20 protein-coding genes are annotated in these 20,856 nt (G+C 62.7%); 14 read left to right on the top strand and 6 right to left on the bottom strand.

Annotation, left to right across the window (positions count from 1 at the left end):
• The first annotated feature begins 66 nt into the window (after positions 1-66).
• From TZ53_RS17925 to TZ53_RS17945, 5 genes are all read left to right on the top strand, one after another.
• Positions 67-279 (top strand): hypothetical protein, encoded by a 213-nt coding sequence (locus tag TZ53_RS17925; protein ID WP_044663138.1) that lies wholly within the window; start codon positions 67-69, stop codon positions 277-279.
• A 321-nt stretch (positions 280-600) separates the two neighbouring features.
• Entirely contained in the window at positions 601-1,062 is a 462-nt protein-coding gene (locus TZ53_RS17930; protein ID WP_037544061.1) for a DUF736 domain-containing protein, read from the top strand.
• A 95-nt stretch (positions 1,063-1,157) separates the two neighbouring features.
• Positions 1,158-2,210, top strand: coding sequence for a DUF2493 domain-containing protein (locus tag TZ53_RS17935; protein WP_044662181.1), 1,053 nt, complete (start codon positions 1,158-1,160; stop codon positions 2,208-2,210).
• Positions 2,182-2,397: a DUF6117 family protein gene (locus TZ53_RS17940; protein ID WP_037543859.1), complete on the top strand. Its 216-nt coding sequence runs from the start codon at positions 2,182-2,184 to the stop codon at positions 2,395-2,397. Before TZ53_RS17935 ends, TZ53_RS17940 begins: the two co-directional genes overlap by 29 nt.
• 416 nt (positions 2,398-2,813) lie before the next feature.
• Positions 2,814-3,752: a DUF2493 domain-containing protein gene (locus tag TZ53_RS17945; RefSeq protein WP_373886319.1), complete on the top strand. Its 939-nt coding sequence runs from the start codon at positions 2,814-2,816 to the stop codon at positions 3,750-3,752.
• Positions 3,753-4,153: 401 nt separating this feature from the next.
• Here the strand turns inward: TZ53_RS17945 and TZ53_RS17950 are convergent, their stop codons facing one another.
• Entirely contained in the window at positions 4,154-5,365 is a 1,212-nt protein-coding gene (locus tag TZ53_RS17950; RefSeq protein ID WP_011950834.1) for an IS256 family transposase, read from the bottom strand.
• Positions 5,366-5,520: 155 nt separating this feature from the next.
• On the bottom strand, positions 5,521-5,664 hold the full coding sequence (locus TZ53_RS26890) for a hypothetical protein (RefSeq protein ID WP_157009832.1): 144 nt from the start codon (positions 5,662-5,664) through the stop codon (positions 5,521-5,523).
• Positions 5,665-6,046: 382 nt separating this feature from the next.
• On the opposite strand from TZ53_RS26890, the gene TZ53_RS17955 reads away from it, so the two are divergent.
• The 5 genes from TZ53_RS17955 (at position 6,047) to TZ53_RS17975 (ending at position 12,468) form a co-directional block, all read left to right on the top strand.
• On the top strand, positions 6,047-6,277 hold the full coding sequence (locus TZ53_RS17955; RefSeq protein ID WP_044662182.1) for a hypothetical protein: 231 nt from the start codon (positions 6,047-6,049) through the stop codon (positions 6,275-6,277).
• A gap of 423 nt (positions 6,278-6,700) precedes the next feature.
• On the top strand, positions 6,701-7,003 hold the full coding sequence (locus TZ53_RS17960) for a hypothetical protein (protein ID WP_044662183.1): 303 nt from the start codon (positions 6,701-6,703) through the stop codon (positions 7,001-7,003).
• Complete coding sequence (locus TZ53_RS17965) at positions 7,000-9,006, top strand: type IV secretion system DNA-binding domain-containing protein (RefSeq protein ID WP_044662184.1); 2,007 nt, start codon at positions 7,000-7,002, stop codon at positions 9,004-9,006. Before TZ53_RS17960 ends, TZ53_RS17965 begins: the two co-directional genes overlap by 4 nt.
• Positions 9,003-11,948 (top strand): MobF family relaxase, encoded by a 2,946-nt coding sequence (mobF, locus tag TZ53_RS17970; RefSeq protein WP_044662185.1) that lies wholly within the window; start codon positions 9,003-9,005, stop codon positions 11,946-11,948. The genes TZ53_RS17965 and mobF overlap by 4 nt, the downstream gene beginning before the upstream one ends.
• Positions 11,932-12,468, top strand: a complete 537-nt coding sequence (locus tag TZ53_RS17975) for a lytic transglycosylase domain-containing protein (RefSeq protein ID WP_373886320.1) — start codon at positions 11,932-11,934, stop codon at positions 12,466-12,468. The genes mobF and TZ53_RS17975 overlap by 17 nt, the downstream gene beginning before the upstream one ends.
• Before the next feature lie 130 nt (positions 12,469-12,598).
• Here the strand turns inward: TZ53_RS17975 and TZ53_RS27210 are convergent, their stop codons facing one another.
• Positions 12,599-12,772: a hypothetical protein gene (locus TZ53_RS27210; protein ID WP_171010022.1), complete on the bottom strand. Its 174-nt coding sequence runs from the start codon at positions 12,770-12,772 to the stop codon at positions 12,599-12,601.
• Positions 12,773-13,480: 708 nt separating this feature from the next.
• Here TZ53_RS27210 and TZ53_RS27580 point away from each other — a divergent pair.
• The 4 genes from TZ53_RS27580 (at position 13,481) to TZ53_RS17995 (ending at position 17,683) form a co-directional block, all read left to right on the top strand.
• A complete protein-coding gene (locus TZ53_RS27580; RefSeq protein ID WP_235600730.1) occupies positions 13,481-14,374 on the top strand; it encodes an AraC family transcriptional regulator in 894 nt (297 codons plus the stop codon).
• Positions 14,375-14,510: 136 nt separating this feature from the next.
• A complete protein-coding gene (locus TZ53_RS17985; RefSeq protein WP_235600731.1) occupies positions 14,511-15,656 on the top strand; it encodes a sulfotransferase family protein in 1,146 nt (381 codons plus the stop codon).
• On the top strand, positions 15,643-16,821 hold the full coding sequence (locus tag TZ53_RS17990) for a hypothetical protein (protein WP_235600732.1): 1,179 nt from the start codon (positions 15,643-15,645) through the stop codon (positions 16,819-16,821). Before TZ53_RS17985 ends, TZ53_RS17990 begins: the two co-directional genes overlap by 14 nt.
• A gap of 112 nt (positions 16,822-16,933) precedes the next feature.
• Positions 16,934-17,683 carry an SDR family NAD(P)-dependent oxidoreductase gene (locus TZ53_RS17995; RefSeq protein WP_044662189.1) on the top strand — a complete coding sequence of 250 codons (750 nt, stop codon included), beginning with the start codon at positions 16,934-16,936 and terminating at the stop codon, positions 17,681-17,683.
• Between the two features lie 9 nt (positions 17,684-17,692).
• Here TZ53_RS17995 and TZ53_RS18000 read toward each other — a convergent pair whose 3' ends face one another.
• Genes TZ53_RS18000 through TZ53_RS27595 form a run of 3 tightly spaced genes read right to left on the bottom strand, consistent with a single transcriptional unit; the run spans position 17,693 to position 20,801 of the window.
• Positions 17,693-19,183 (bottom strand): aldehyde dehydrogenase family protein, encoded by a 1,491-nt coding sequence (locus TZ53_RS18000; RefSeq protein WP_044662190.1) that lies wholly within the window; start codon positions 19,181-19,183, stop codon positions 17,693-17,695.
• Positions 19,180-20,181: a GMC family oxidoreductase gene (locus TZ53_RS27975; RefSeq protein WP_410483108.1), complete on the bottom strand. Its 1,002-nt coding sequence runs from the start codon at positions 20,179-20,181 to the stop codon at positions 19,180-19,182. Before TZ53_RS27975 ends, TZ53_RS18000 begins: the two co-directional genes overlap by 4 nt.
• 5 nt (positions 20,182-20,186) lie before the next feature.
• A complete protein-coding gene (locus TZ53_RS27595) occupies positions 20,187-20,801 on the bottom strand; it encodes a GMC family oxidoreductase (protein WP_238320071.1) in 615 nt (204 codons plus the stop codon).
• Positions 20,802-20,856: the final 55 nt, after the last annotated feature.

The raw sequence follows: 20,856 nt of genomic DNA on the forward strand, positions 1-20,856 counted from the left end.
AAATCGTCGAAAGTTGGCGTGAAAAGCCTTATGAGGTGGGGTGCGGTTGAGGCAGAGGAGCGCTCGATGGCCGAATTTCAAGGACGCGACCTGCACCTGGTCAAGAAGGCCCTGTGCATCGGTATTCTCACGATCGAGAGCCAGGAGGACGGACCGTTCAAGGCCGAGTCGGATCTTTCCGACATGAAGGCTCTGGCGGACGACCTGATGCCCGGCGGCGTCGAACTCCATCACTATATGCGCTCTGCGCATATTGCCCTTACCGGTAGACCGGACTGACGGACGCATATCCTCTGCCGGGCTGATGTCGCCTGGCTCGGTCCATGACTGGCTTGCGCTTTGAAAAACGCGGCGCCGGTAATCGTTGGCCTTTGCGCCACATGGCGTCGCGCCTTCTGCTCCAGATCTTTCATAAATGTTTGCCCCTGGCGCGCGTCCCTCACGTACAGGCGCGGGGTGAGGGAGGGAGCGGCGTCGGTGAGGTCGTGCCCTCATGCGAGGGCAGGGCTTGGGGCGCAGGCAGGGACCAGAGGGGAGGAGGATTTTGGAGGGTGTCGCTTTCGAATGGTCGAGAGCGGCATTATCCAAGGAGTTGAAGTCATGAATATCGGTGAAATCAAGCCCGTGAACGGCCGCCTGGAAGGACATATCGCGACCCGTCTGCTGGACTTGCCGAAGTTGGGATTGCGTCCCGTCCAGAGCACCAATGAGCGTGCGCCCGTCTTCGAAGTCGTCGCGCGCAATGTGGGCGGGCGCTGGGTCCAGATCGGCGCCCTTTGGGAAGCGACCGCCAATGTGAGCGGGGAGAGCTTCCTCCAGGGTTCGCTGGACGATCCGAGCCTCCCCGAACCGCTGCCGATCGCCCTGTTCGGTTCGGATCAGGAAGGCTATCGGGTCGCCTGGCGCCGGCGGGAGAACCGCGATGACTTCGGTGGCAGCCAGCGCAGCCCGCGTCGCGAAATGAGTGGCGGCGGGATGTCCGGCGGCTTTGGCGACAGCACCGCCGGCGCCGATGGCTCGCTCATGGGTAGGAATGATCTCGACGACGAGGTTCCCTACTGAGAATCCAGCGAAGCCAATATGGGCCGGGAGAGCATCCGCTTTCCCGGCCTTTTTTGCGTCCAGTTTCCGTCTCTCAACCGTGAAAGGACAGCGCCATGGCCAGTGCCCCGCGCAGCAGCATCGATCGCTTTGCCGATCTGCCGACCCTCTATGCCCAGATGACCGCGACCCCTGAATTCCAGGCAGCCTTTGGCGACCCGCTTGGTCTCTCGATTGTCTCGCCGGGTGAAGAACCGGCCGAATATGAGATGCCCGAACCCATCGCCGTGCAGGCCGAATGCGGCGGGATTGTCGCCGCCATCTTCGACCTGTTCTGCGATACCCGGCTCGAGACGCTTGCCCCGGAAATTGCCTGGGGCATCGTCAACAGCTTCCACTTCGTCGCCGGGAAGCTCGAACGGCAGGAGGACCGGCTTGCCGAGGAGGTGGGTGACCTGGCCCGTCAGCCGGACGTCAGCGAGGTGTACACGACCTCTCTGGAGGAAAAGCAACTTCTCTGCCAGTCCGTCGCGGAACAGCGCCATGCGATCGAGTGCATGCGCGACTATGCCGCCGAAATGTATCGTGCCCTGTCGGGATGGCCATGGTCGCCCGCGCGCGGCACCAGGGCGTCGACCGCATCAAGCGCGAGCCAGATCGCGGCGCTCGATTTCCTGCGTGCACGGACCCTCGCCACGCGCGAGAAGCATATGCCGCAGGGACCGATCGTCGTCGTGACCGGCCCTGCCGACTGGCACGACTGGAAACTCATCTGGGACCGGCTCGACCTCATCAAGGCGCGCATCCCGCACATGACCCTCATCACCACCGGGCAAAGGCGGGGTGTCGACCAGATCGCGGCAGCCTGGGCAGCGCGAACGGAAATAGGCGTCCCGGTCGTGGTCTACGGCCTGTATGGCTCGGGGCGGAAAACGGCTTTCAAACGGAACCGGAAAATTCTCGAACTGAATCCCGTCGAGGCGCTGCTTTGCGAAGGATCGGGCGTGCAGGCGAACCTCTACCAGTTGCTGCGGGAGGCTGATGTTCCGATCCACGCCTTCCACCGCGCGGACCAAGCTGTCGACACCCCCGTGCTGGCGCGGCAACGCGGTCAGGCGAGCAATCGAGGGGAGGCGGCACATGGCTATTCCCGACTATCTGCGCACTAATTTCCAGACCCTCCTGCGCGCGGCGGGGGACGGCAATCTCGCCCTCATGGAATGTCAGGATGCGCAAACGGGTGAACCGCGTTTCGTTATCTGTGCCGTCGGCCGGGATGGTCCCGAGTATGTGATGACCCCCTTCGGTCATCTGGCCGAAGGCGATCCTTATGACGCCTATGTCCCGCCGATCTGACGCGGCCGGGTCGAAACGAATATCCTCCAGGGGATCGGCAGCACCCCAACTGTCGGTCCCTTTTTTTATCCAATGGGAGAGGGCATCCCGCCCGCTACGGGTCTGTTGGGCGAATGCTGCGCCTGGACCCAGCCTCCATGGGGGCATCGAGCCCCCATGGAGGCTGCCTCTCTTCTTCTCTCAACAAGCGGGATGAGTTTACACGGGAAACCCCGGCGGCCTCAAGGACGACGGGGCCCCACCATTTTTTCTCGCGGGCGGGCGTCGGTACGCCCGTGCCACCTTCTCGCGCGCAAGAAAAAATCGTGACCCCCATCGCCGCTTCGCGGTCGTGGCTGCGCCACGATCCTTGACCCCGCCGAGGCGAGCCCGTGTCGAAGAGGAAACCTCTTGAAGAGCGAATGAAGGAGGTTCCGATGACTGACATGACCGACCGCGACGCTGCGCTGGATCGCTTCGCCGACACCTTTATCGAAACGACCGACGGTTACCGCATCACGCCCGGGGACGATGTGACGAGCGCGCCGATGCCCGACGCCGAACTGGTCGCCCGCGCCACCGAGTTGCTGGTCACGACCCTGTTCGACGTCCTGCGCGATACCCGGCTGGAAGCCATGGCGGACCGGATCGCGTGGGGGATCGTGCACAGCTTTCACAAGGTCGCTGGCCAGATCGAGGGGGAAGCGGACAAGGCGGCGATGGTCGTCCGTCGGCTCATCGAACAGAATGACGGGAGCGAGATTGGCAGCGTCGAGCTGGAAGAGGCACAGATGCTCTGCCAGTCACTCGACGAGACCCAGGACGCGCTGGCGTGCATGCGGGATTATGCCGCCGCGACCTATCATGCCGAGACCGGACGGCCCTGGTCAGCCCCGCGCGCTTCGCTGGTCTCCTCCAAGCGGACGGCATCGGTGCTGGCGGCGACCGACTTCCTGGCGGCGCGACGCAAGCGGCACATTGATGCGCGCGCGCCCAAGGGGCCGGTCGTGATCTTCTCCGGCGGACAGGTCTGGGAGGATCACCGGCTTCTATATGCGGCGCTCGATAGCATCAAGGAGCGGGTGCCAACGATGGTTCTCGCGACAACAGGGCAGGATAAGGGGTGCGACGCGATCGCGGCGGCTTGGGCGGCGCGTAACGCGTGTCATCTCATCCCCTTCAGCCTCGACCGGAAACTCGGAAATCGGGCGGGGTTCGCGCGGAACGAACAGCTGCTCCGGCTCCGTCCGGTAGAGGCGGTAGTGTGCCAGGGGTCGGGGCTGCAGAGCCATCTTGCACGCGAGGTGCGCAGGCTCGGGGTTCCGGCGCATTTCTTCGCCCTCGCAGATCAGCACCAAAATCGCGCAACCCGATAGGAGAGGTCGCGCAAAGGAAAAAGAGGCGGTGGAGCGCGCGACTCCGCCGCCTCTTTTTTTGTCGAGTGGGGGAAAGGTCGTCGCGCTCAGGGACCCGGACGAAGGCCGCAAGCGACCTCCGTCCGCGCCCGTCGCGCAACGATGCAGGGTCAGCCAGGCTGACCCTGGCCAGCTGCGCGCGGCTCCGCCGTGCTCGCTGCCGGGACAACCCTTTGGGTTGGTTTTACGGTGGGTTTATTGCCGGGTTCGGTCGCATCGATCGCGCGCAAGGCTTCCATCGCACGGTCGCCGCCGATGCGAATCGCGTGACCTAAAATATCGCGAAAGGCGCGCTCGCTCAGCTGCTCGGGTCGCGTCCGTCAATGTGGTGTAGAATTGGGTGTGGCCAGCGGGCTGCATTTTCAGGCGGCCTTGGGTGTAATCTGTAGCGGCTGTGCCTCCTCGATCATTGGTGTAGCAAGGGCGGCCATGCCCTCGATCTGCATGTAGCGGTGCTGGAGCTGGTATTCGTCATTCTGCTCCAGCAGGACGGCGCCGACGAGGCGGATGATGCTATCCTCGTTCGGGAAGATGCCGACGACATCGGCGCGGCGCTTCACTTCCTTGTTCAGGCGTTCCAGTGGATTGGTGGAATGTAATTTGACGCGGTGCTGCTCGGGGAAGGTCATGTAGGCCAGCACGTCGTGCTCGGCATCGTCCATGCAGGCGCCGAGCTTTGGCCAGCGGGTACGCAACTGGTCGGCGACCTGGCGCCAGACCTGTGTCGCGGCGGCATGGTCGGGCTGGAGGAAGACCTGGCGGATGGCAGCGGCGACGACGGTGTTCTGGCCCTTGGGCACGTAGGCCAGGGCATTGCGCATGAAGTGGACGCGGCACCGCTGCCAGGTGGCGCTGAGCACGCGAGTGATCGCTGCCTTGAGGCCCTCGTGGGCATCGGAGATGACCAGCTTCACGCCGGTCAGTCCGCGGCGTGCGAGGTCCTTGAGGAAGCTCGACCAGAATGGCTCGGCTTCGGAGGGTCCAATGTGAAGGCCAACGATTTCGCGCTTGCCCTCGGTGTTGACGGCAACGGCTATTATCGCGGCGACACTGACGATCCGCCCGCCCTCGCGCACCTTGAGGTAGGTAGCATCGAGCCAGAGGTAGGGCCAGTCGCCGGTGAGCGGCCGCTTAAGGAAGGCATGGACACGTTCGTCGATATCCTTGCACAGCTTGGACACCGAGGATTTGGAGATGCCGGTCATGCCCATGGCCTGCACCAGCTCGTCGACACGCCGGGTGCTGACGCCGGCGATCCACGCCTCCTGGATCACCGCGACCAGCGCCTTCTCGACGGTCTTCCTGGGTTCCAGGAAGCCAGGGAAGTAGGCGCCGGTCCGTAGCTTGGGAATCCTCAGGTTGAGCGTGCCGAGCCGGGTATCGAGGCTGCGGTCGCGGTAGCCGTTCCGCCAGGTCGTCCGGTCGCCGGAGCGCTCGTGTCGGCTAGCGCCGACCAGGCCATCGACGTCGGCCTCCATGATGATCTGTAATACGCTCTCGGCGATCGTGCGCAGGAAATCTCCATCTCCAGTCTTCGCCATCAGCTCGGCAAGCGGTAGTCTGTCGTCGGTCATCGGGATCAACTCCTCGGTGGGCGTGTGAAGTGTGGTAACTCCACCTTACCGATGAGCCCGGTGGCCACCGAGATCGAAATCGCATGGGGTGGGGCATGCCCCACCCCATGCGATCATCTCAATCTACACCAGAAATTACACCACGAGCGCGGACGCTAACGCTGCTCGACGGGGACATCTTCGATCATCGAGGCATATCTGCCGCGCAGAGCGCGGCGGGCATCCAGAACTTCTTGCGCGAGTTTGCGTTCCCTTGCTTCGAGATCGGCAAGGCGTTCACGCTCATTCATTTTGGGCATGCGTCATCCTTCACTATTCGGAAGGTCTGCCCGCCAGGCAGGATGATCGACGAAAGACGCTGGGAAGGCAAGGGCCATGATCGCTTCTATCTCGTAGCGCAGCGCTTGGGGGCACGGTCATAGGAAGCCTCCTGGCGCCCATCGAGGGCGCCCGAAGGCTGCTGCCGCGATATGGAAACTCTCTCTTATGAGTCCCAGCATGGCGGACGAAGCAGAGAGCCTCAAGGATCGACGGTTCCCCCAATTTTGCCGATCCCGGCGCTGCGCTTGGGCGTCGACAAAATCGGCACCCCCGTCGCCCGCTGCGCGGTCGCTGCGCGATCCTTGACCCTCTCTGCTTCGCCCACCCGCGCGCGCCTTCATTGCAAGAAGGAGCCGCAAGATGAACATCGTCGATATGACCATCCAGGAAATGGAGCGCCGCTGCTCGCATCTCGAAATGATCCTCGCCAGACGCGACATGTATGCCGAGATGATCGACTGGAGCGCGATGACGCTGCAGGAACGGGAATGGGACCGATGGGAGTATAGCTTCGAGATACATACGGAACTGTGGGAACTCGAGAACCGCCTCGAGACCTTGGTCGAACGCGAGAGCTGGACACCGTTCTGAGGGGGCTTGCCCCCCTTTTTTTTCCTGGTCGCGGCTTTTGCGGCCGGGTAGAAAATCCCCTTGCGGGGAAGCCACGCCCGTACCCGGTCGAGGCTGGCGCAGCGGCAAGCCGCAGCGAAGGCAGGACGCACGGCACTAGGCCGTTTTGTAATGCACCGTACGCACGGGTGCTGCGGGCGCGAATCGCCAGCATTTGCGCGGTTTTCCGGGCGAATACGCGTCGTCGCCTGATGGCACTGATTGACGCCGCCCGGCGCGCTTTGGCTGCCGTTTGGCGTGGGCGCTCGGCTAAGTGCTTGATCTTCCATGGCACCGTGTGGCTGCCGCCCTGCTTACATGTAATCAATTGAGAACAGGCTGAAATTCGAATATAAGGGCCGTGCTTCATCACGATTGGCCAGGCGACGAACAGGAGTTTGGCGCTTGCCCAGGATTACCATAAGGTTCAAGGACGCGCTCTTCGGGCGCCTTGTCTTCGGCGCTCAGGCGGCCGGCTCGACCATCCCCGACTATGTCCGGGACATCCTCAACCGCTATGAAGGCATGGACGCGGCGGGCTATCATGGCCGCTTCGACGAGGTGCAGGCGACCCTCATCCAGGTCTTCGCGATCCTCGCCGCATCCGTCGGCGCGCGTCGGCCCGATATCCTCGAGAAGGGGATGGAAGATGCCCGCGCCCTGCTCCTGGAACGGGGCCTTCTCGATCCCGAGGAGATGCAATCATGAGCATCTTCCGGAACGACACGCTCGGTTCATGGACGAGGGGCGGGCAGGCCATCGTCCACAATGTCCGCATGACGACGCAGGTTTTCTTCCAGACCTTGCTGGCGGGCATCGCCATCTGGGTCGGCGGAACCATCTGGTATGTGCTGGAGAAGTCCACCGACTATCAGCGGTTTGTGGCGGTCAAGATCGTCGAGGCGACGCTCAAAAGCGACGTACCCGGCGGTGCGCCGGTCCTGTTTCGGACGCCGTCGGGTCGGCAATATTGGACGACGTCCGATGCTTTGCTTGGCTCCCGCATCGCCAAGAAGACCCTGCAGGCGATGGAGCATCATCTGGTTTACGGCGCCGCTCTGGCGGGCGCCTTCGCCCTGCTGATGCTCGCCTGGGCCTGGTTCTATTTCACCCGGACGGGGAAGGGCCTCGGTTCTAACCAGTTCCTCCGTGGCGCCCGTTTCGGCACGGCCCGGCAGTTACAGAGGCTGTTATGGCGGAGCCGGAAGGGAAGCTTTGCGATCGGCGGCGTGCCCGTTCCCGATGCCTTCGAGCCCGAACATATCCTGATCTGCGGTGCCCCCGGAACCGGCAAGACCAACATCATCGTCAAGATGCTGGATGGCATGCGCAAGCAGGGCAAGCGGGCGATCGTCTATGATACGGCCGGCACCTTTGTCGAGAAATTCTACCGGCCGGGTCACGACATTCTGCTCAATCCGCTGGACGAGCGCGCCGACTGCTGGTCGCCCTGGGTCGATGTCCCGCGCGACTATCATTATGACCAGATCGCGGAATCGACGATCCCCGAAAAGGGCGGCGATCCCTTCTGGGCGAAAGCCGCGCGTGGAACGCTGGTCGCGGTCCTGCGCAAGCTTGCCCGGTATGAAAGGACGCTCGTGTCGGCGTTGCTCGAAACGGTGTTGCGCAGCCCCTTGAAGACACTGGCGAGCTTTGCCGAGGGGACGGACGCCGCCGCCTTCATTTCGATGGAAGGCGACCGGACGTCGGCCGGGATTCGGGCTGAACTGGCCTCAGTCATGCGCAGCTTCTCCTATCTCGATGATACCGCTGACGGCTTTTCGATCCGGGACTGGGTCGCCAATGAGGAGGATGACAGCTGGCTCTTCATCACCGTGAAGGCGGACCAGCTTCCCTCCCTTCGGCCCCTTGTTACCGTCTGGCTCGACATTGCGATCAGCGCCATCATGAGCCTGCCGCCCGACCGCAAGCGGCGTCTCTATTGCGTCATCGACGAACTCCCGACCCTTCAGAAACTGCCGTCTTTGAGCGACTTCCTCGCCCGCGCGCGCAAATATGGCGGCTGTGGAATTTTGGGGTTCCAGTCCTACCCGCAACTCGAGGCAACCTATGGCATTCAGGATGCCGCTGCGATCACCGGCTATTGCTCGACATGGGTGGCGCTCAGGGCCAATGACACCCCCACGGCCAAGCATGTCTCGGAAAATCTCGGACAGGTCGAGCAGGTCGAAGCCAATGAGGGCATGTCCTATGGCGTCAACGACATGCGGGATGGGGTCAATCTCTCCCGAATGCAGGTGACCCGTCCGCTGGTGATGCATACCGAGGTCACCAATCTTCCCAATCTTGCGGGCTACCTACGGTTCGGACGGAACCTCCCCGTGGTGCGGTTCACCGATCGCTACAACGCTCTGCCCAGTCCGCAGGCTGCGTTCGTCGAGCGGCTTGCGCCGCCCGTTCGATTGGACCCGGAAACTGAAGGGGAGGCCGCGTCCAAGCCTTCTGAATCGCCATCCAAGCGACGCCGACCGAAGAAAATGGAAGCGCCCGAACTCCCTCTTGAAGTGGACGATAGTGGCTCGCCCGCGCAGGACGAGGTCGGCCCGCAAGGTCCATCTTCCGATCCTGTGGAGGGTGACGCTGGAAACGTGGACAGTGGACTTCCCAAGCTGCTGGGACGGGCGAGCGGCTTTCGCCTCCGGCAGCATGGCCGCGCATCGGGTGACCGCAACGATGCGAGGCCGGCATGATGCATCCGCGCCGCCTCAAGGGCTCGCCGGGCAATATCGCCCGCTATTATGCCATCGGGGACTATTATACGAAGGGCGAGGCCGAGCATTCCTCCTGGGGCGGCAACCTGGCGGGCGAACTCGACCTTTCGGGCGATGTCGATCCTGAAACCTTTCGGTCCCTGCTGGCCGGCAAGGTCGCGGGCCAGCAGCTTGGCCGCCATCGGGCCGAGGGGATCGAGCATCATCCCGGCTGGGATTTCGCGATCAGCGCGCCCAAATCCGTTTCGGTGATGGCGCTGGCCATGGGCGACGAGCGGATCGTCCAGCTCCATGAACGCGCGGTCGATGTGACGCTCGCCTATCTTGAGGAGCATGCCCAGCTGAGGAAACGGGAGGAGGGCAAGATCGTCCATGAGACGACCGGCCGGCTGCTCTGGGCGCGGTTTACAGAGCATGCGAGCCGCGAACTCGATCCCCATCTCCACACCCATGTCGTTGTCCTCAACATGACGAACGGGCAAGAGGGCGATCCGATGGCAAGCCTCGAGACCCGGGCCATGTATGCCGTGCAGATGACCAACGGGCAGATCTACCGCAATGAACTCGCCCATGGTCTGCGGGAGCTTGGCTATGAGATCGACTTCGATCCGCGCCGGGGTCTTTTCGAAATCAGGGGCGTCCCCAAGACCCTCATTGAGGAGATGTCGCAGCGATCCCAACAGATCAACGAACATGCCCAGCAGCATGGCCTTTCCGGGCAAGCGGCACGCCGCCAGTCTTTCTATGCCACTCGCGGCGCGAAGGTGAAGATCGGGATCGACGAACTGCTGATCCAATGGCGTGGACGTCTGGGCCCCCATGAGAAGCCGCTCGAAGCCGTGCGGCAAGGCGCCGAACAAGTGGGCGAACATGCTGTCCCGGTCGACCGGGTCGATGCCGCGCGTGCCGCCTTGTTCGGGATCAAGCAGTCTGAGGGAAAGGAGGCGGTCAACGCGCTTGGCCGACTTTTTACCACTGGGCTGGCGTCCCATGTCGGGGAGGTTCGGTTTCAGGATCTCCGACCTCTGATCGAGGCCCATGAGGAAAGGCGCAAGCTCCTCGCGACCCGCGGACAGACAGGGGACGAGATATTGACGCGGGGCCGGACGAGCCGCCGGACGGTGCGTCTGGAGCAGTCGCTTGCCATGCATCTTGCCCTTGCCGTTGGGGATGGTCGGCCTGTGGCGAGCGCCGATCGTCTGCTTCCCGTGCTGGAACAGGCGGGGCTTTCCCCGGAGCAGGAACGTGCGCTGGTGGACATGGCGACATCGAGGGACCGGGTCACGGGCCTTCACGGCGTCGCGGGAGCGGGCAAGTCGACGCTCATCCGCTCCCTGAAGGACGCCGCGCTGCCGGGCACCACCTTCATCGCCCTGGCGCCGACATCCTCCGCGGCGGCGGAATTGGGCGAGAAGGCGCAGGTTGAGTCCCGCACCGTGGCGAGCCTTCTGGCGGGCGGTGGATATGGGATCAGCGGCAACCATGTGCTCGTACTCGATGAAGCAGGGCAGCTCGGAAACCGCCAGGCCTTGCGAGTGCTGGAGATCAGCCGGGCCACCAGCGCGCGCCTCATTCTCCTGGGTGACAATAAGCAGACGGGCGCGATCGAACAGGGAAAGGCCTTCTGGCTCATGCAGAAATTAGGGATGCAGACTGCCGAGCTTACCGAGTCGCGGAGGCAGCAAACAGAGGCGATGCGGGAAGCTGTCGCGCATGCTCGGGCAGAAAATTATGCCGCCTCGATCGGTCGGCTCGACAAGGTGGTGAGCGGCGAGGATGCCGCCGACCTCGCCAAGGGCGTGGTCGCGGAGTGGACACGTCTCAGCCCCAGGAGCCGCGCCGCGACCAACATTCTCGTTCTCGACAATGCGTCCCGCCTCATCGTCAACAGCAAGATCCGGGAGGTTCTCCAGCGCGAAGGCGTCGTCGCGGCCGAGGAGACCCGTTTTTCGGTCCTGACGCCGGGCGGGCATAGCGACCAGGAGAAGCGGCTGGCGCGCTTCTATTCGGGCGGCCAGGTGGTGACCTTCAGCCGCGATCAGGCAGGGGCGGGCCTCGAGCGGGATGCCGAATATCGCGTTGTCGGGGTGGTGCGGGACACGCAGGGGCGGCAACGCGTCCGGCTGGTGGACGAGCGGGGACGCACCCATCTCTGGGATCCCCGCATGGCCAAATCCTCGCAGGTCAATGTGTTCGTGGACGAGCAAAGGGACCTGAGCGAAGGCGACCGCATCCAGTGGCGCCTCGCATCGAGAGAGCTCATGCTCAAAAATGCGGAGCGCGGGACAGTCGAGAAAATCGAGGGGAGTTTGGCAACGATCCGCTGGGATCGCGGCAAGCGGGTGCAGACGGTCGATCTGTCGAAGCACAAGACATGGGATCATGGCTACAGCGAAACCGTCTATTCGGCACAGTCCAAGACCTATGACCGGGTCTATGTCCTTGCGCCGATCGGATCGCCGCTTGTGAATGCGCAGAATTTTTACACGGCCATTACCCGCGCCCAATACGGCGTGAAGCTCTGGACCGAGAATCCCGAGAAACTGGTCGAGAAGCTTGAACAGCGATCGGGAGAGAAGACGTCGAGCCTCGAAGGGCTCGGGCGCCTGGAACGGGACCATCGTGATCGCCTAGCCGCTCGTCATATGCGCCATCTCCAGCAGCTCAAGGAAGACCAGGAACAGGAAAGGCGTTTGCGGGCTGACCGCCAGCTTGAACGGCAGCTTCGCGCCCAAGGCTTCAGGGAAAGGGGTGTGGCCGATCGCCTTGCCGATCGAGCGCAAAAGGCGTTCGAGGCGTTAGACCGCCATCTGCAATCCTTTTTGAAAGGCCGTGAGAGCGAAAGAGCCGACGCCGTCCACGCGGTCGAGCAGCGAGCAGGCGATCGGGGACAGGAGGGTGGCCGTGGCCTGGATCGCTGATCGGCGCTGCGCCTGTTTGATCCCGCTTCTCCTGATGCTGTTGTCATGGTGCGAAGCGGCGTCAGCGGCACGGCCACCAGAACCCGAGGTCGCGCGCTGCATCCGACAAGCGGCGCGTGGGCAGCTATGGCTTGAAAAGACGCTCTGGGGATTGCGCGATCAGGAAGCCGGTTGGATCGGCTCGGAAATTCTGAACAGGGATGGAAGCCATGACCTGGGGCCTCTCCAGATCAACAGTTGGTGGGTGCCGAGGATCGCCGCGCTCATAGCTCGACGCGAGGGGGAAGTCCGGCGCTGGCTGCGATTCGATCCCTGTTTCAACGCCGAGGTGGCGCGCTGGATCTTTCTCGACGCACTCAAGATGAGCGGCAATTATTGGAAGGCGGTGGGCATCTATCACAGCCCAAACGGCATTCGCCAACGCAGGTATGCAGCGTTGGTTGCGGTTCATCTGCAAAGGCGGTTTGGGACCAATGTGTTCGGGAGGCGGGCCGTCACGCTGGCGCGGCCAGTTCCCTGATTTGCCTCCTGGGGAGAGCCTCCTTGGGAACGGAGGCTGAATGTCGCAATGTGAAACCGTGCGTTGGCGGAGAGGCAGGCGCGGTAATCTCAACGGTCCGCGGCCCCCATGAGACAAGGAGGTGTCCCGCTTATTCCTCCTGATTCGCGGCGGTTCCGTTGGCAAGCGCGTCGCTGATCATCGCCGCCAATGTTTCCTCGGCGCGACCGCGAGCGGCTGCATCCCTGGATCCCAGATCGTGACGCAGCCATTGCGGCGTGCGCTCGATAACTCTTAAGATCGTAGCGTTCATTTTTTCGTCCATCCGCGAAACCTATGACGGTGGAGCGACGGCTGTGCAATGGAGCAAAGCTTGCTAGTTCTGAGGGGGCTGCTGGGGTGCTTTGGCGCTTTTGGAAAGGCGTGGGTCGTACAGGCACAGTCATTTCACCGATCTGCACACCTTTTCGTATGGATCGGCCGCTGGCAGCGGCCGAGCTTTTGACTCAGTGTGTGCCGCTGGATATCCATGAGCAGGAGGTCTCGTTTCACTGGGCCCCTTTTTGCTATTCACTCGGTATTCACTCAGTTTTTTTGCGCGTTAGGCAGCCGACTATCCCTGGAAACTAACATTTCAAGGCTTGCGCCAAGAATTGTTGACTTAGCTTTCGCTCAGTCCTCTTGCCGTGACCAGCATGACGCAGATGTCGATTTCGTTTCAGTGAGCCAATAGTCATGAAGCAGCTAATCGATCACTGACGCACCAACCCTACGATGTCGCACTCGTAGATCGCAAAAACGCAACCAAAATTATTCTTGACGCCGGTTTGGTTAAACGACTGGGAAAGGTCCGTCACCTCACCCACCGCTGGCCCTTCATCGCTTCAATCCGATGATCACGCGCCGAACCGCAAGATATTGCTCGAGTTGAAGAACTTCTGAATCGGACACTAATAAATTAGCTTCTCTCGATATGATCGATATATTATTCTCGCGATCGGCTGGGAGAAAGTGAGGGGGAGCAACAGCTGATATGCTTACAAGACCTTATGATTCTGACCGTCATCCTGAGGGTACAAGCCTGGACTTCATATTCCCGCAGGAATTCGAAACGTCTCTCGAAGCGGCGAGGGCTACAGTTGGTGCGCGCTTTGAAGTCCGGCGGTTTTTCTGGCGAGAACGAAACGAGATCGTCTTCACGCCGCCCTGCAGCTATTTCGAATTGACCCGCTTCCCGTCTATGGGCAGATATCTCGCATCTGCTCGCGACTTTTGCGAGCAGGGCGAGGTACGCTTTTATCCGGCCGCGTGTCCGTTCCAAATGCATTGGCAGGAACGCGAGCAAAGATCGCTATTTTGCAGAATAGATATTCCCGCGATCACTGGATTGCCCATGGAACTTTCCAATCAACAATTGCGCGACACCATAGACATGCGCAATCCCCATGTCAGGGCACTGCTTCTAAGGGCCCAGCAGGAACTGGTGGCGCCGGGGCTGTGTTCGCAACTCATTCTGGATTCGATCAGTGTCGGCCTCGCAGCTGAAATGGTGCAGCAATTCGGTCCAGAAACCCAACCGGAGTTCAACAGTCGCCGGACGTTCGACCAGCGCTATCTGGCTGGCCTTGTTGCACATATCCGGGAGCAGCCCGGCAGGGTCGAGATCGGGCAGTTGGCGGCGGAACGTGGCATCAGCGTCCGCCATTACGAACGCCTGTTCCGCACCGCGACGGGCGAAAGTCCCGCAGCCTTTTGTCGCCGTCATATGCTCGCTCTGGCGAAGGACCTGCTGATGGACCGATCGCTTCTGGTCAAGGAGATCGCCTATCGCTGTGGTTTTGCCAATACGGCAAGCTTCAGTGTGGCGTTCCGCCAGATAGAAGGGTGTTCGCCGCGGCAGTTCCGTGACCGGCTTTTGATCCACTGAACGCCCACTGATGTAGCCGCAATTTTCGACATCTGTTTCCGATAGGCGACATCGATGGCACCTGGGCTTTTCATCGGTATCCGGACCAGTCATCCTGCCCAAAATGGTCGTCAGACCGGTTTGAGAGAGGATGGCAATGACATTTGGATTTCCGGACGCGGACGCACTGTTGGCGCAGTATCCGCTGCCCCATTATTTACGCGATAATGTGCGGCCGGGGCTGGAACAACTGCTTGCCTCGATGGCGGAAGACCGGGCACTTAACGCCAATGGCCATGCGCGTGCGCTGCATATCATTGCCGATGACTTGTCCCGGCTGAAGGCTATCGCCGACGACCGAGCCCGCTATCCTGACATTGCCGATGTCGAAATCAGGCAGCCGCTTTTCATCCTCGGCCTCCCCCGGTGCGGCACCAGTTTCCTGCACGCCCTGATGGAAGGCGACCCGCAGATCCGCACGCCGCTGATGTGGGAAGTGGCCGAACCATCGCCCCCTCCCGAAGCGGCAACCGCCGACACGGACCCGCGCATCTCCCGGTTCGACGAACATTTGCGCGCGCAACTGGGCGGTGATGCCGACGAATTGCTCAAAGCCCATCCGCTCGGCGCCAAAATCCCGCAGGAATGCGGATCGTTCATGACGACCTCCTTTCAGAGCAGCAATCCGTGCATGTTCCAGCATCTCCCGCGCTTCTACGACTGGTTCAAGGGCATCGACGCGACCTTTCGCTACGAGGTCCACAAGATGTGGCTTCAGCATCTGGGTTGGCGGCATCCCGGCAGGCATTGGGTGCTCAAGATTCAGGAGCATATGTATAAGCTCCCCGCGCTGCGTAGCGTCTATCCCGATGCGATCTTCATTCAGCCCCATCGCGACCCGACCACCGTCATCGCCTCCATCTCCCAACTGATCAGCGTCATTCGTGGGCCGTCCTACGACCAGCTCGATCTGCATGCGCTGGGCGCCGAGTTCCTGCAACTCTGGTGGGATGGGGTGAAGTGCTGCATGGATTATCGCAAGGCGCATCCGGACCTGCCGATTTACGATATGCGTTACAAGGATCTGGTCGCGGACCCGGTCTCGACGATCCGGGCCGCCTATGATCATTTCGGCTGGGATTTCACGCCGGAGTCGGAAAAGGGCATTCTGGACTGGCTGCGGGAGAATCCGGCGGGCAAGCATGGGTCGCGCAGCTACACGCTGGCCGATTATGGCCTGACAGCCGAACAGGTGAGCGACAGGTTCGCCGAATATATCGAGACCTACCATGCCTATCTCTGAAACGTCCCAGTGGCGCGCCTGGCTGGAGCGGATGGCGGGGGCGGAAGGCATGCTGGACAGGCTGGCCGATCCCGATGATCCACAGGCCCGGGCCGAGGCGCACCGCCTGTTGTTCGCTATCCTCGCCACCGGTTATCAGACGGCCTTCGCCGACCCCGATCATCCCGATTTCGTGCCGTCGGTCAGCAGCGTCCTCAACACCGTCGGGGTCAATCCCGATTTCATCTATGGCGCGGCGCGGATCGACGGCAGCGGCATCTACAGGCTGTCGGGCACGCGGGGGGACGGGGTTTTCGTGTTCCTTGATCTGGTCGCGGGCGGTCTGGGACCGATGGAGGATCTCGGGCCTTCGGTGGGCGTGATCGATCTGGATGCCTGCACATTGGGACCGGACGGCGCGTTCGACATCCTGTTGGGCGGGGAGCGGCCGGAGGATCATGCGGGTGACTGGTTTCCGCTAGACCCGCGCGCGCTCACGATCGGCCTGCGCCATGCCTATTATGACTGGGGCGTGGGGCGCGATCTACGCATCGCGATCGAGCGGGTCGACCGGCGCGTGGGCGGCGGTCTGGTGCCCGCAGCCGAGATCGTCCATCGGCTCGATCGCCTGTCAGCGTTCGTCGAACGCTATGCCGCATTTGCCTTGGGTTATGGCCAGCGGCAGCGGGCGCAGGGCTTCGTCAACAGGCTGGAATATGATGACTGGGCCGGTCGCGGCGGCGTGGCCGGGCAGCATTATTATCAGGGCATCTTCCGGCTGAAGCCGGGGGAGGCGATGATCATCGACACGGCGGTGCCCGATCAGGTGCGTTACTGGAACGTCCAGCTCAACGATCCGCTGTGGAACACGATCGACTGGATGAACCATCAGAGCAGCCTCAACGCGGCGCAGGCGCGTCTGGACGGCGACGGCCGCTTCCGCGCCGTCATCGCACTGGACGATCCGGGCGTGCCCAACTGGCTTGATCCGGCCGGACGCAACGAAGGATCGCTGATGCTGCGCTGGACCGGCGCGAGTTCCGGGCCGGAGCCGACGCTCAGGATCGTGCCGGCTGCGGAACTCCGTTCGCATCTTCCCGCCGACACGCTGCTGGTCACGCCGGAGCAGCGGGATGAGATGATCCGTAACCGTCGGCGCGGCGCGCAATGGCGACGGCGCTGGTGAGGGGATCAACCCCATCCGGGGAAAGGTTGGCCACGCCGTAATCACCCTTATGGCAGGCATCAGCGTGGCATTCTAACCCCGCCGACGGCCCGTTTTGGAAGAGGATATGCGGATGGACTTTGCAGGCAAGGTCGTACTGGTCACCGGCGCCGGGTCGGGCCTGGGCCGCGCGGCGAGCCTCGCCTTCGCGCGGGAAGGCGCGGCACTGTGCCTTGTCGGGCGCAGCCGAGCCAAGCTGGAAGAGACCGGGCGGTTGATCCGCGACGCGGGTGGCCGGTGTGTCGAGCTGGCTTGCGATCTTGGCGAGCCGCGTGGCTGTAGGGAGGTTATCGAAGGGGCGATGACGGCATTCGGCCGGCTGGACGTGCTGTGCAATATCGCCGCCGATGTCATGTTTCACCGATTGGCGGACATCAAGGAGGAGGAATGGCACCGGACCATTGCCTCCAACCTGTCCGGCCCCTTCTTTCTCATGCAGGCGGCCATGCCGCACCTGATCGAGAGCAGCGGGAATATCATCTGCGTGGCCTCCACCGCCGGTTTCATGGGGCAGGCCTATCTGGCGCCATATACCGCCTCCAAATTCGGACTGGTCGGTTTGACGTTGTCGCTCGCGATGGAGATGATGGACAGTCCCGTGCGGATCAACATCCTCTCGCCCGGCCCGATGCGGACGGAAATGACACAGGGCATGTCCTTCCCCGATTTCGCCGATCCCCGGCTCCTCGCGCGCTACACCGGCATGCGGCCGCCCTGTCTGCCCGAGGATGTGGCCGAGCCGCTTCTGTTCCTGGCTTCCGATCGGGCGCGTCATGTGCATGGCGCCTGCTGGGCGGTCGACGGCGGCATTACCGCCGGTTAGGCAGCTTCTCTATCCGCCGATGGGATAGAAGACCGACTTCTGGTTTTGATATTCGTGCAGCCAGTCGGGACCATATTCCCGGCCCACGCCCGAGCGTTTGTAGCCGCCGATGGGCGCATAGGTCATGCGCCCGGTGCCGCCATTGAGCATGACGCTGCCCGCACGGATCTGCATCGCCATCTCATAGCCTTTGGCAGCGTCTGCGGTTTCGATGCCACCATTCAGGCCATAGCGGCTGTCGTTGGCGATGCGGATCGCCTCTTCGTCGGTATCGAAGCCGATGACGCAGCCGACCGGACCGAACACCTCTTCCTGGGCGATCGTCATCTTGTTGTCGACATCGTCGAAGATCGTGATGTCGGTGAAAAAGCCCTTGTCGAGACCGGCCGGACGCCCGCCGCCATGCACGATCCGCGCGCCCTCGTCGCGGCCGATGGCGATCAGTCTTTCGACCTTTTCCCGCTGGGATTCGCGGATCAGCGGCCCCATCGCCACGGTGGGATCGGCAGGATCGCCGATTTTGAACTGGCTGGCGATGGCGCAGGCGGTTTCGACGAACGCTTTCCTGATGCTGTTATGGACGACAAGGCGCGTGAGCAGGGCGCAGCCTTGGCCCGCATTGACCGAGAGCACGGCAACGGCCATGCCCGCGGCGCGGGCGACGTCGGCATCCTGGCGGACGATCAGCGCGGACTTTCCACCGAGTTCCAGATGCACGCGCTTCAATGTGGGGGTGGCCTGCGCCATGATAGCGGCGCCTACGCCTTCGGATCCGGTGAAGGTGACGAGGTCGACGCGCGGATCGCAGGTCAGGGTCGTGCCAACCTCCGGTCCGCCGGTAACGAGGTTCAGCACGCCTTTGGGCAGGCCGATCTCTTCGGCGATCTCCCCGAACAGCAGCGCGGAAAAAGGTGTGAAGGGCGACGGCTTCAGCACCATCGTATTGCCGGCCAGCAGCGCGGGAACGATCTTCGCCAGATTGATGAGAAAGGGGAAATTATAGCCGGTGATGGCCGCGACGACGCCCACCGGTTCGCGCACCACGGTCGTCCCGCCTATTTTCTTCGGCCCGTCGGGATTGAAGGGATCCGGGGTGATGTCGATGGGCAGGCGAACGCTGTCGTCGCGTGTCGAATGTTCGACTGCGGCCAGCAGATGGTCGAGCGGATTGGCGACCTGCATGCCTTGGGTGATGCCCTGTGAACAGCCGACTTCCGCGATGATCAGCGCCGCGATCTGCTGCCTGCGCGCATCCAGTGCGGCATGCATCCGGCGCAGACAGGTCGCGCGTTCGGACATGGCCATGCGTGGCCAGATGCCCGTGTCGAACGCATCGCGCGCGGCTGTGATCGCAGCGTCCACGGCGGCGGCGTTACCCACCGGCGCGTGGCCGATCACCGCTTCGGTGGCGGGATTGATGATGGCGTCGCGTTCGCTCCCGCCATCGACCCAGGCGCCATCGATATAAAGCTTGTCGAACGTCGTGAACGGCACGGTCATGGCATGGTTTCCTGTCTGGGCCGCAGGATCATGTCCGCGGCGTTGAGCGCGATGGCCATGGCCGGCGCATTGGTGTTGCCCGATACGATCGTCGGCATGATGGAGGTATCGACGACGCGCAGGCCGGTGACGCCGCGCACGCGAAGCTGGGGGTCGACGACGGAAGTTTCATCCGCGCCCATGCGGCATGTCCCGCAAATGTGAAAGGATGTGCCGCCAAGGGCCATGGCGTTGGCAAGAATGTCCTCGTCCGCTTCTATGCCGACGGTCTTGCCCGTTTCCTCGACGATCCAGTCCTTGAGCGCGGGCTGTTGCGCCAGGCGACGGAGCCAGCGAAACAGGGCGACGAAATGGCTCCTGTCGGCATCGGTCGCCAGATGATTGGCGTCGATGACCGGCGGGACATCCGGGTCGGCCGAACTTATCCTGACATGGCCCTGGCTGTCGGGCCGCATATAATAAGCGACGACGGTCATGCCGGGATAGGGGTCGAGCGCCACCGCGCCCTTGTCGTCCGTGTGGAAGGAGTAGAGGCCCATGCCGACCTGCGCGTCGGGCCGGTCGAGCGTGGCATCGGTCTTGACGAAGCCGCCCACTTCATGCGCTGCATGGGTCAGCGGCCCTTTCGACCCGAAGGCATAGCGCAAAGCCGACAGGATAAGGCCGACACCGGACAGTTTCTGGTTTAGGCTGTTCCCCCGGACCCTGTAGGTAAAGCCCAAATAGCGATGTTCGCGAAGGTTGCCGCCGACACCCGGCGCATCAACGACGATCGGGATGCCAAGCGATTCGAGCAAGGCGCGGGGACCGATGCCCGACAATTGCAGCAGCTTGGGGCTCTGCACCGCGCCTGCGGAAAGAATGATCTCCCGCCGGGCGGCGACCTCCTGCACGCCATCCTTGTTGCGCAGCAGGATACCGCCCGCTCGCTGTCCGTCGAACAGGATACGCAGGGCGTCAGTCTGCGGCAAAACATCCAGATTCGGGCGGCCGCGCACGGGCTTCAGAAAGGCGCGGGAGGCGGAGAAGCGCTTGCCGCGATAGGTGGATGTCGGCTGATACCCATGCCGCCCTGGGTCACGGCCGGCATGTCGTTCATGTCGTCCACCCGTTGCGTGCCGGCCTGCTCGGCGGCTGTCAGGAAGGCTTCGCACAGCGGGTCGCCGGAAGGGTGGACGCTGACCTTGAGGGGGCCGCCGGCACCGCGCCACGCCTTGGCGCCCAGCGCATGGTCCTCCAGAGAGACGAAATATCGGCCTATATTCTGCCAGCCCCAGCCTGTGCAGCCTGCCGCTTCCCAGCCATCATAATCGGCCGGAGCGCCCCGCACATAGACCATGCCGTTGACCGAACTGGACCCGCCAACCGCGCGGCCCTTCAGCCATATTTCCTGGGGTGCGTTGCCGCCGGGCGATACGGCGTAATCCCACACATGGGGATTGCCCGGCGCCAGCAGTTTGCCGATACCGCGCGGCATGGCGATCAACGGACTGCTGTCGTCCGGTCCCGCCTCCACCAGCAGTACCTTGACGGTCGGGTCTGCCGACAGTCGATTGGCCAGCACGCAGCCGGAAGACCCCGCCCCGACGATGATATAGTCATAACAATCAGCTGACATGGTCGCTCTTTTCCGGGGCATGGCGCGAGAGAACAACAATGGCTGCCTTGCTTGA

Source organism: Sphingobium sp. YBL2, assembly GCF_000943805.1.
Taxonomy (GTDB): Bacteria; Pseudomonadota; Alphaproteobacteria; order Sphingomonadales; family Sphingomonadaceae; genus Sphingobium; species Sphingobium fuliginis.

Excerpts from the sequence above, each read along its gene's own strand:
- TZ53_RS17925 (WP_044663138.1), top strand. The coding sequence starts at position 67 with ATGGCCGAATTTCAAGGACGCGACCTGCACCTGGTCAAGAAGGCCCTG.
- TZ53_RS17965 (WP_044662184.1), top strand. The coding sequence starts at position 7,000 with ATGAGCATCTTCCGGAACGACACGCTCGGTTCATGGACGAGGGGCGGG.
- TZ53_RS17985 (WP_235600731.1), top strand. The coding sequence starts at position 14,511 with ATGACATTTGGATTTCCGGACGCGGACGCACTGTTGGCGCAGTATCCG.
- TZ53_RS27210 (WP_171010022.1), bottom strand. The coding sequence starts at position 12,772 with ATGGACGAAAAAATGAACGCTACGATCTTAAGAGTTATCGAGCGCACG.
- TZ53_RS17930 (WP_037544061.1), top strand. The coding sequence starts at position 601 with ATGAATATCGGTGAAATCAAGCCCGTGAACGGCCGCCTGGAAGGACAT.
- TZ53_RS17945 (WP_373886319.1), top strand. The coding sequence starts at position 2,814 with ATGACTGACATGACCGACCGCGACGCTGCGCTGGATCGCTTCGCCGAC.
- TZ53_RS17955 (WP_044662182.1), top strand. The coding sequence starts at position 6,047 with ATGAACATCGTCGATATGACCATCCAGGAAATGGAGCGCCGCTGCTCG.
- TZ53_RS18000 (WP_044662190.1), bottom strand. The coding sequence starts at position 19,183 with ATGACCGTGCCGTTCACGACGTTCGACAAGCTTTATATCGATGGCGCC.
- TZ53_RS17995 (WP_044662189.1), top strand. The coding sequence starts at position 16,934 with ATGGACTTTGCAGGCAAGGTCGTACTGGTCACCGGCGCCGGGTCGGGC.
- TZ53_RS27580 (WP_235600730.1), top strand. The coding sequence starts at position 13,481 with ATGCTTACAAGACCTTATGATTCTGACCGTCATCCTGAGGGTACAAGC.
- TZ53_RS17990 (WP_235600732.1), top strand. The coding sequence starts at position 15,643 with ATGCCTATCTCTGAAACGTCCCAGTGGCGCGCCTGGCTGGAGCGGATG.
- TZ53_RS17935 (WP_044662181.1), top strand. The coding sequence starts at position 1,158 with ATGGCCAGTGCCCCGCGCAGCAGCATCGATCGCTTTGCCGATCTGCCG.
- TZ53_RS27595 (WP_238320071.1), bottom strand. The coding sequence starts at position 20,801 with ATGTCAGCTGATTGTTATGACTATATCATCGTCGGGGCGGGGTCTTCC.
- TZ53_RS26890 (WP_157009832.1), bottom strand. The coding sequence starts at position 5,664 with ATGCCCAAAATGAATGAGCGTGAACGCCTTGCCGATCTCGAAGCAAGG.
- TZ53_RS17940 (WP_037543859.1), top strand. The coding sequence starts at position 2,182 with ATGGCTATTCCCGACTATCTGCGCACTAATTTCCAGACCCTCCTGCGC.
- mobF (WP_044662185.1), top strand. The coding sequence starts at position 9,003 with ATGATGCATCCGCGCCGCCTCAAGGGCTCGCCGGGCAATATCGCCCGC.
- TZ53_RS17950 (WP_011950834.1), bottom strand. The coding sequence starts at position 5,365 with ATGACCGACGACAGACTACCGCTTGCCGAGCTGATGGCGAAGACTGGA.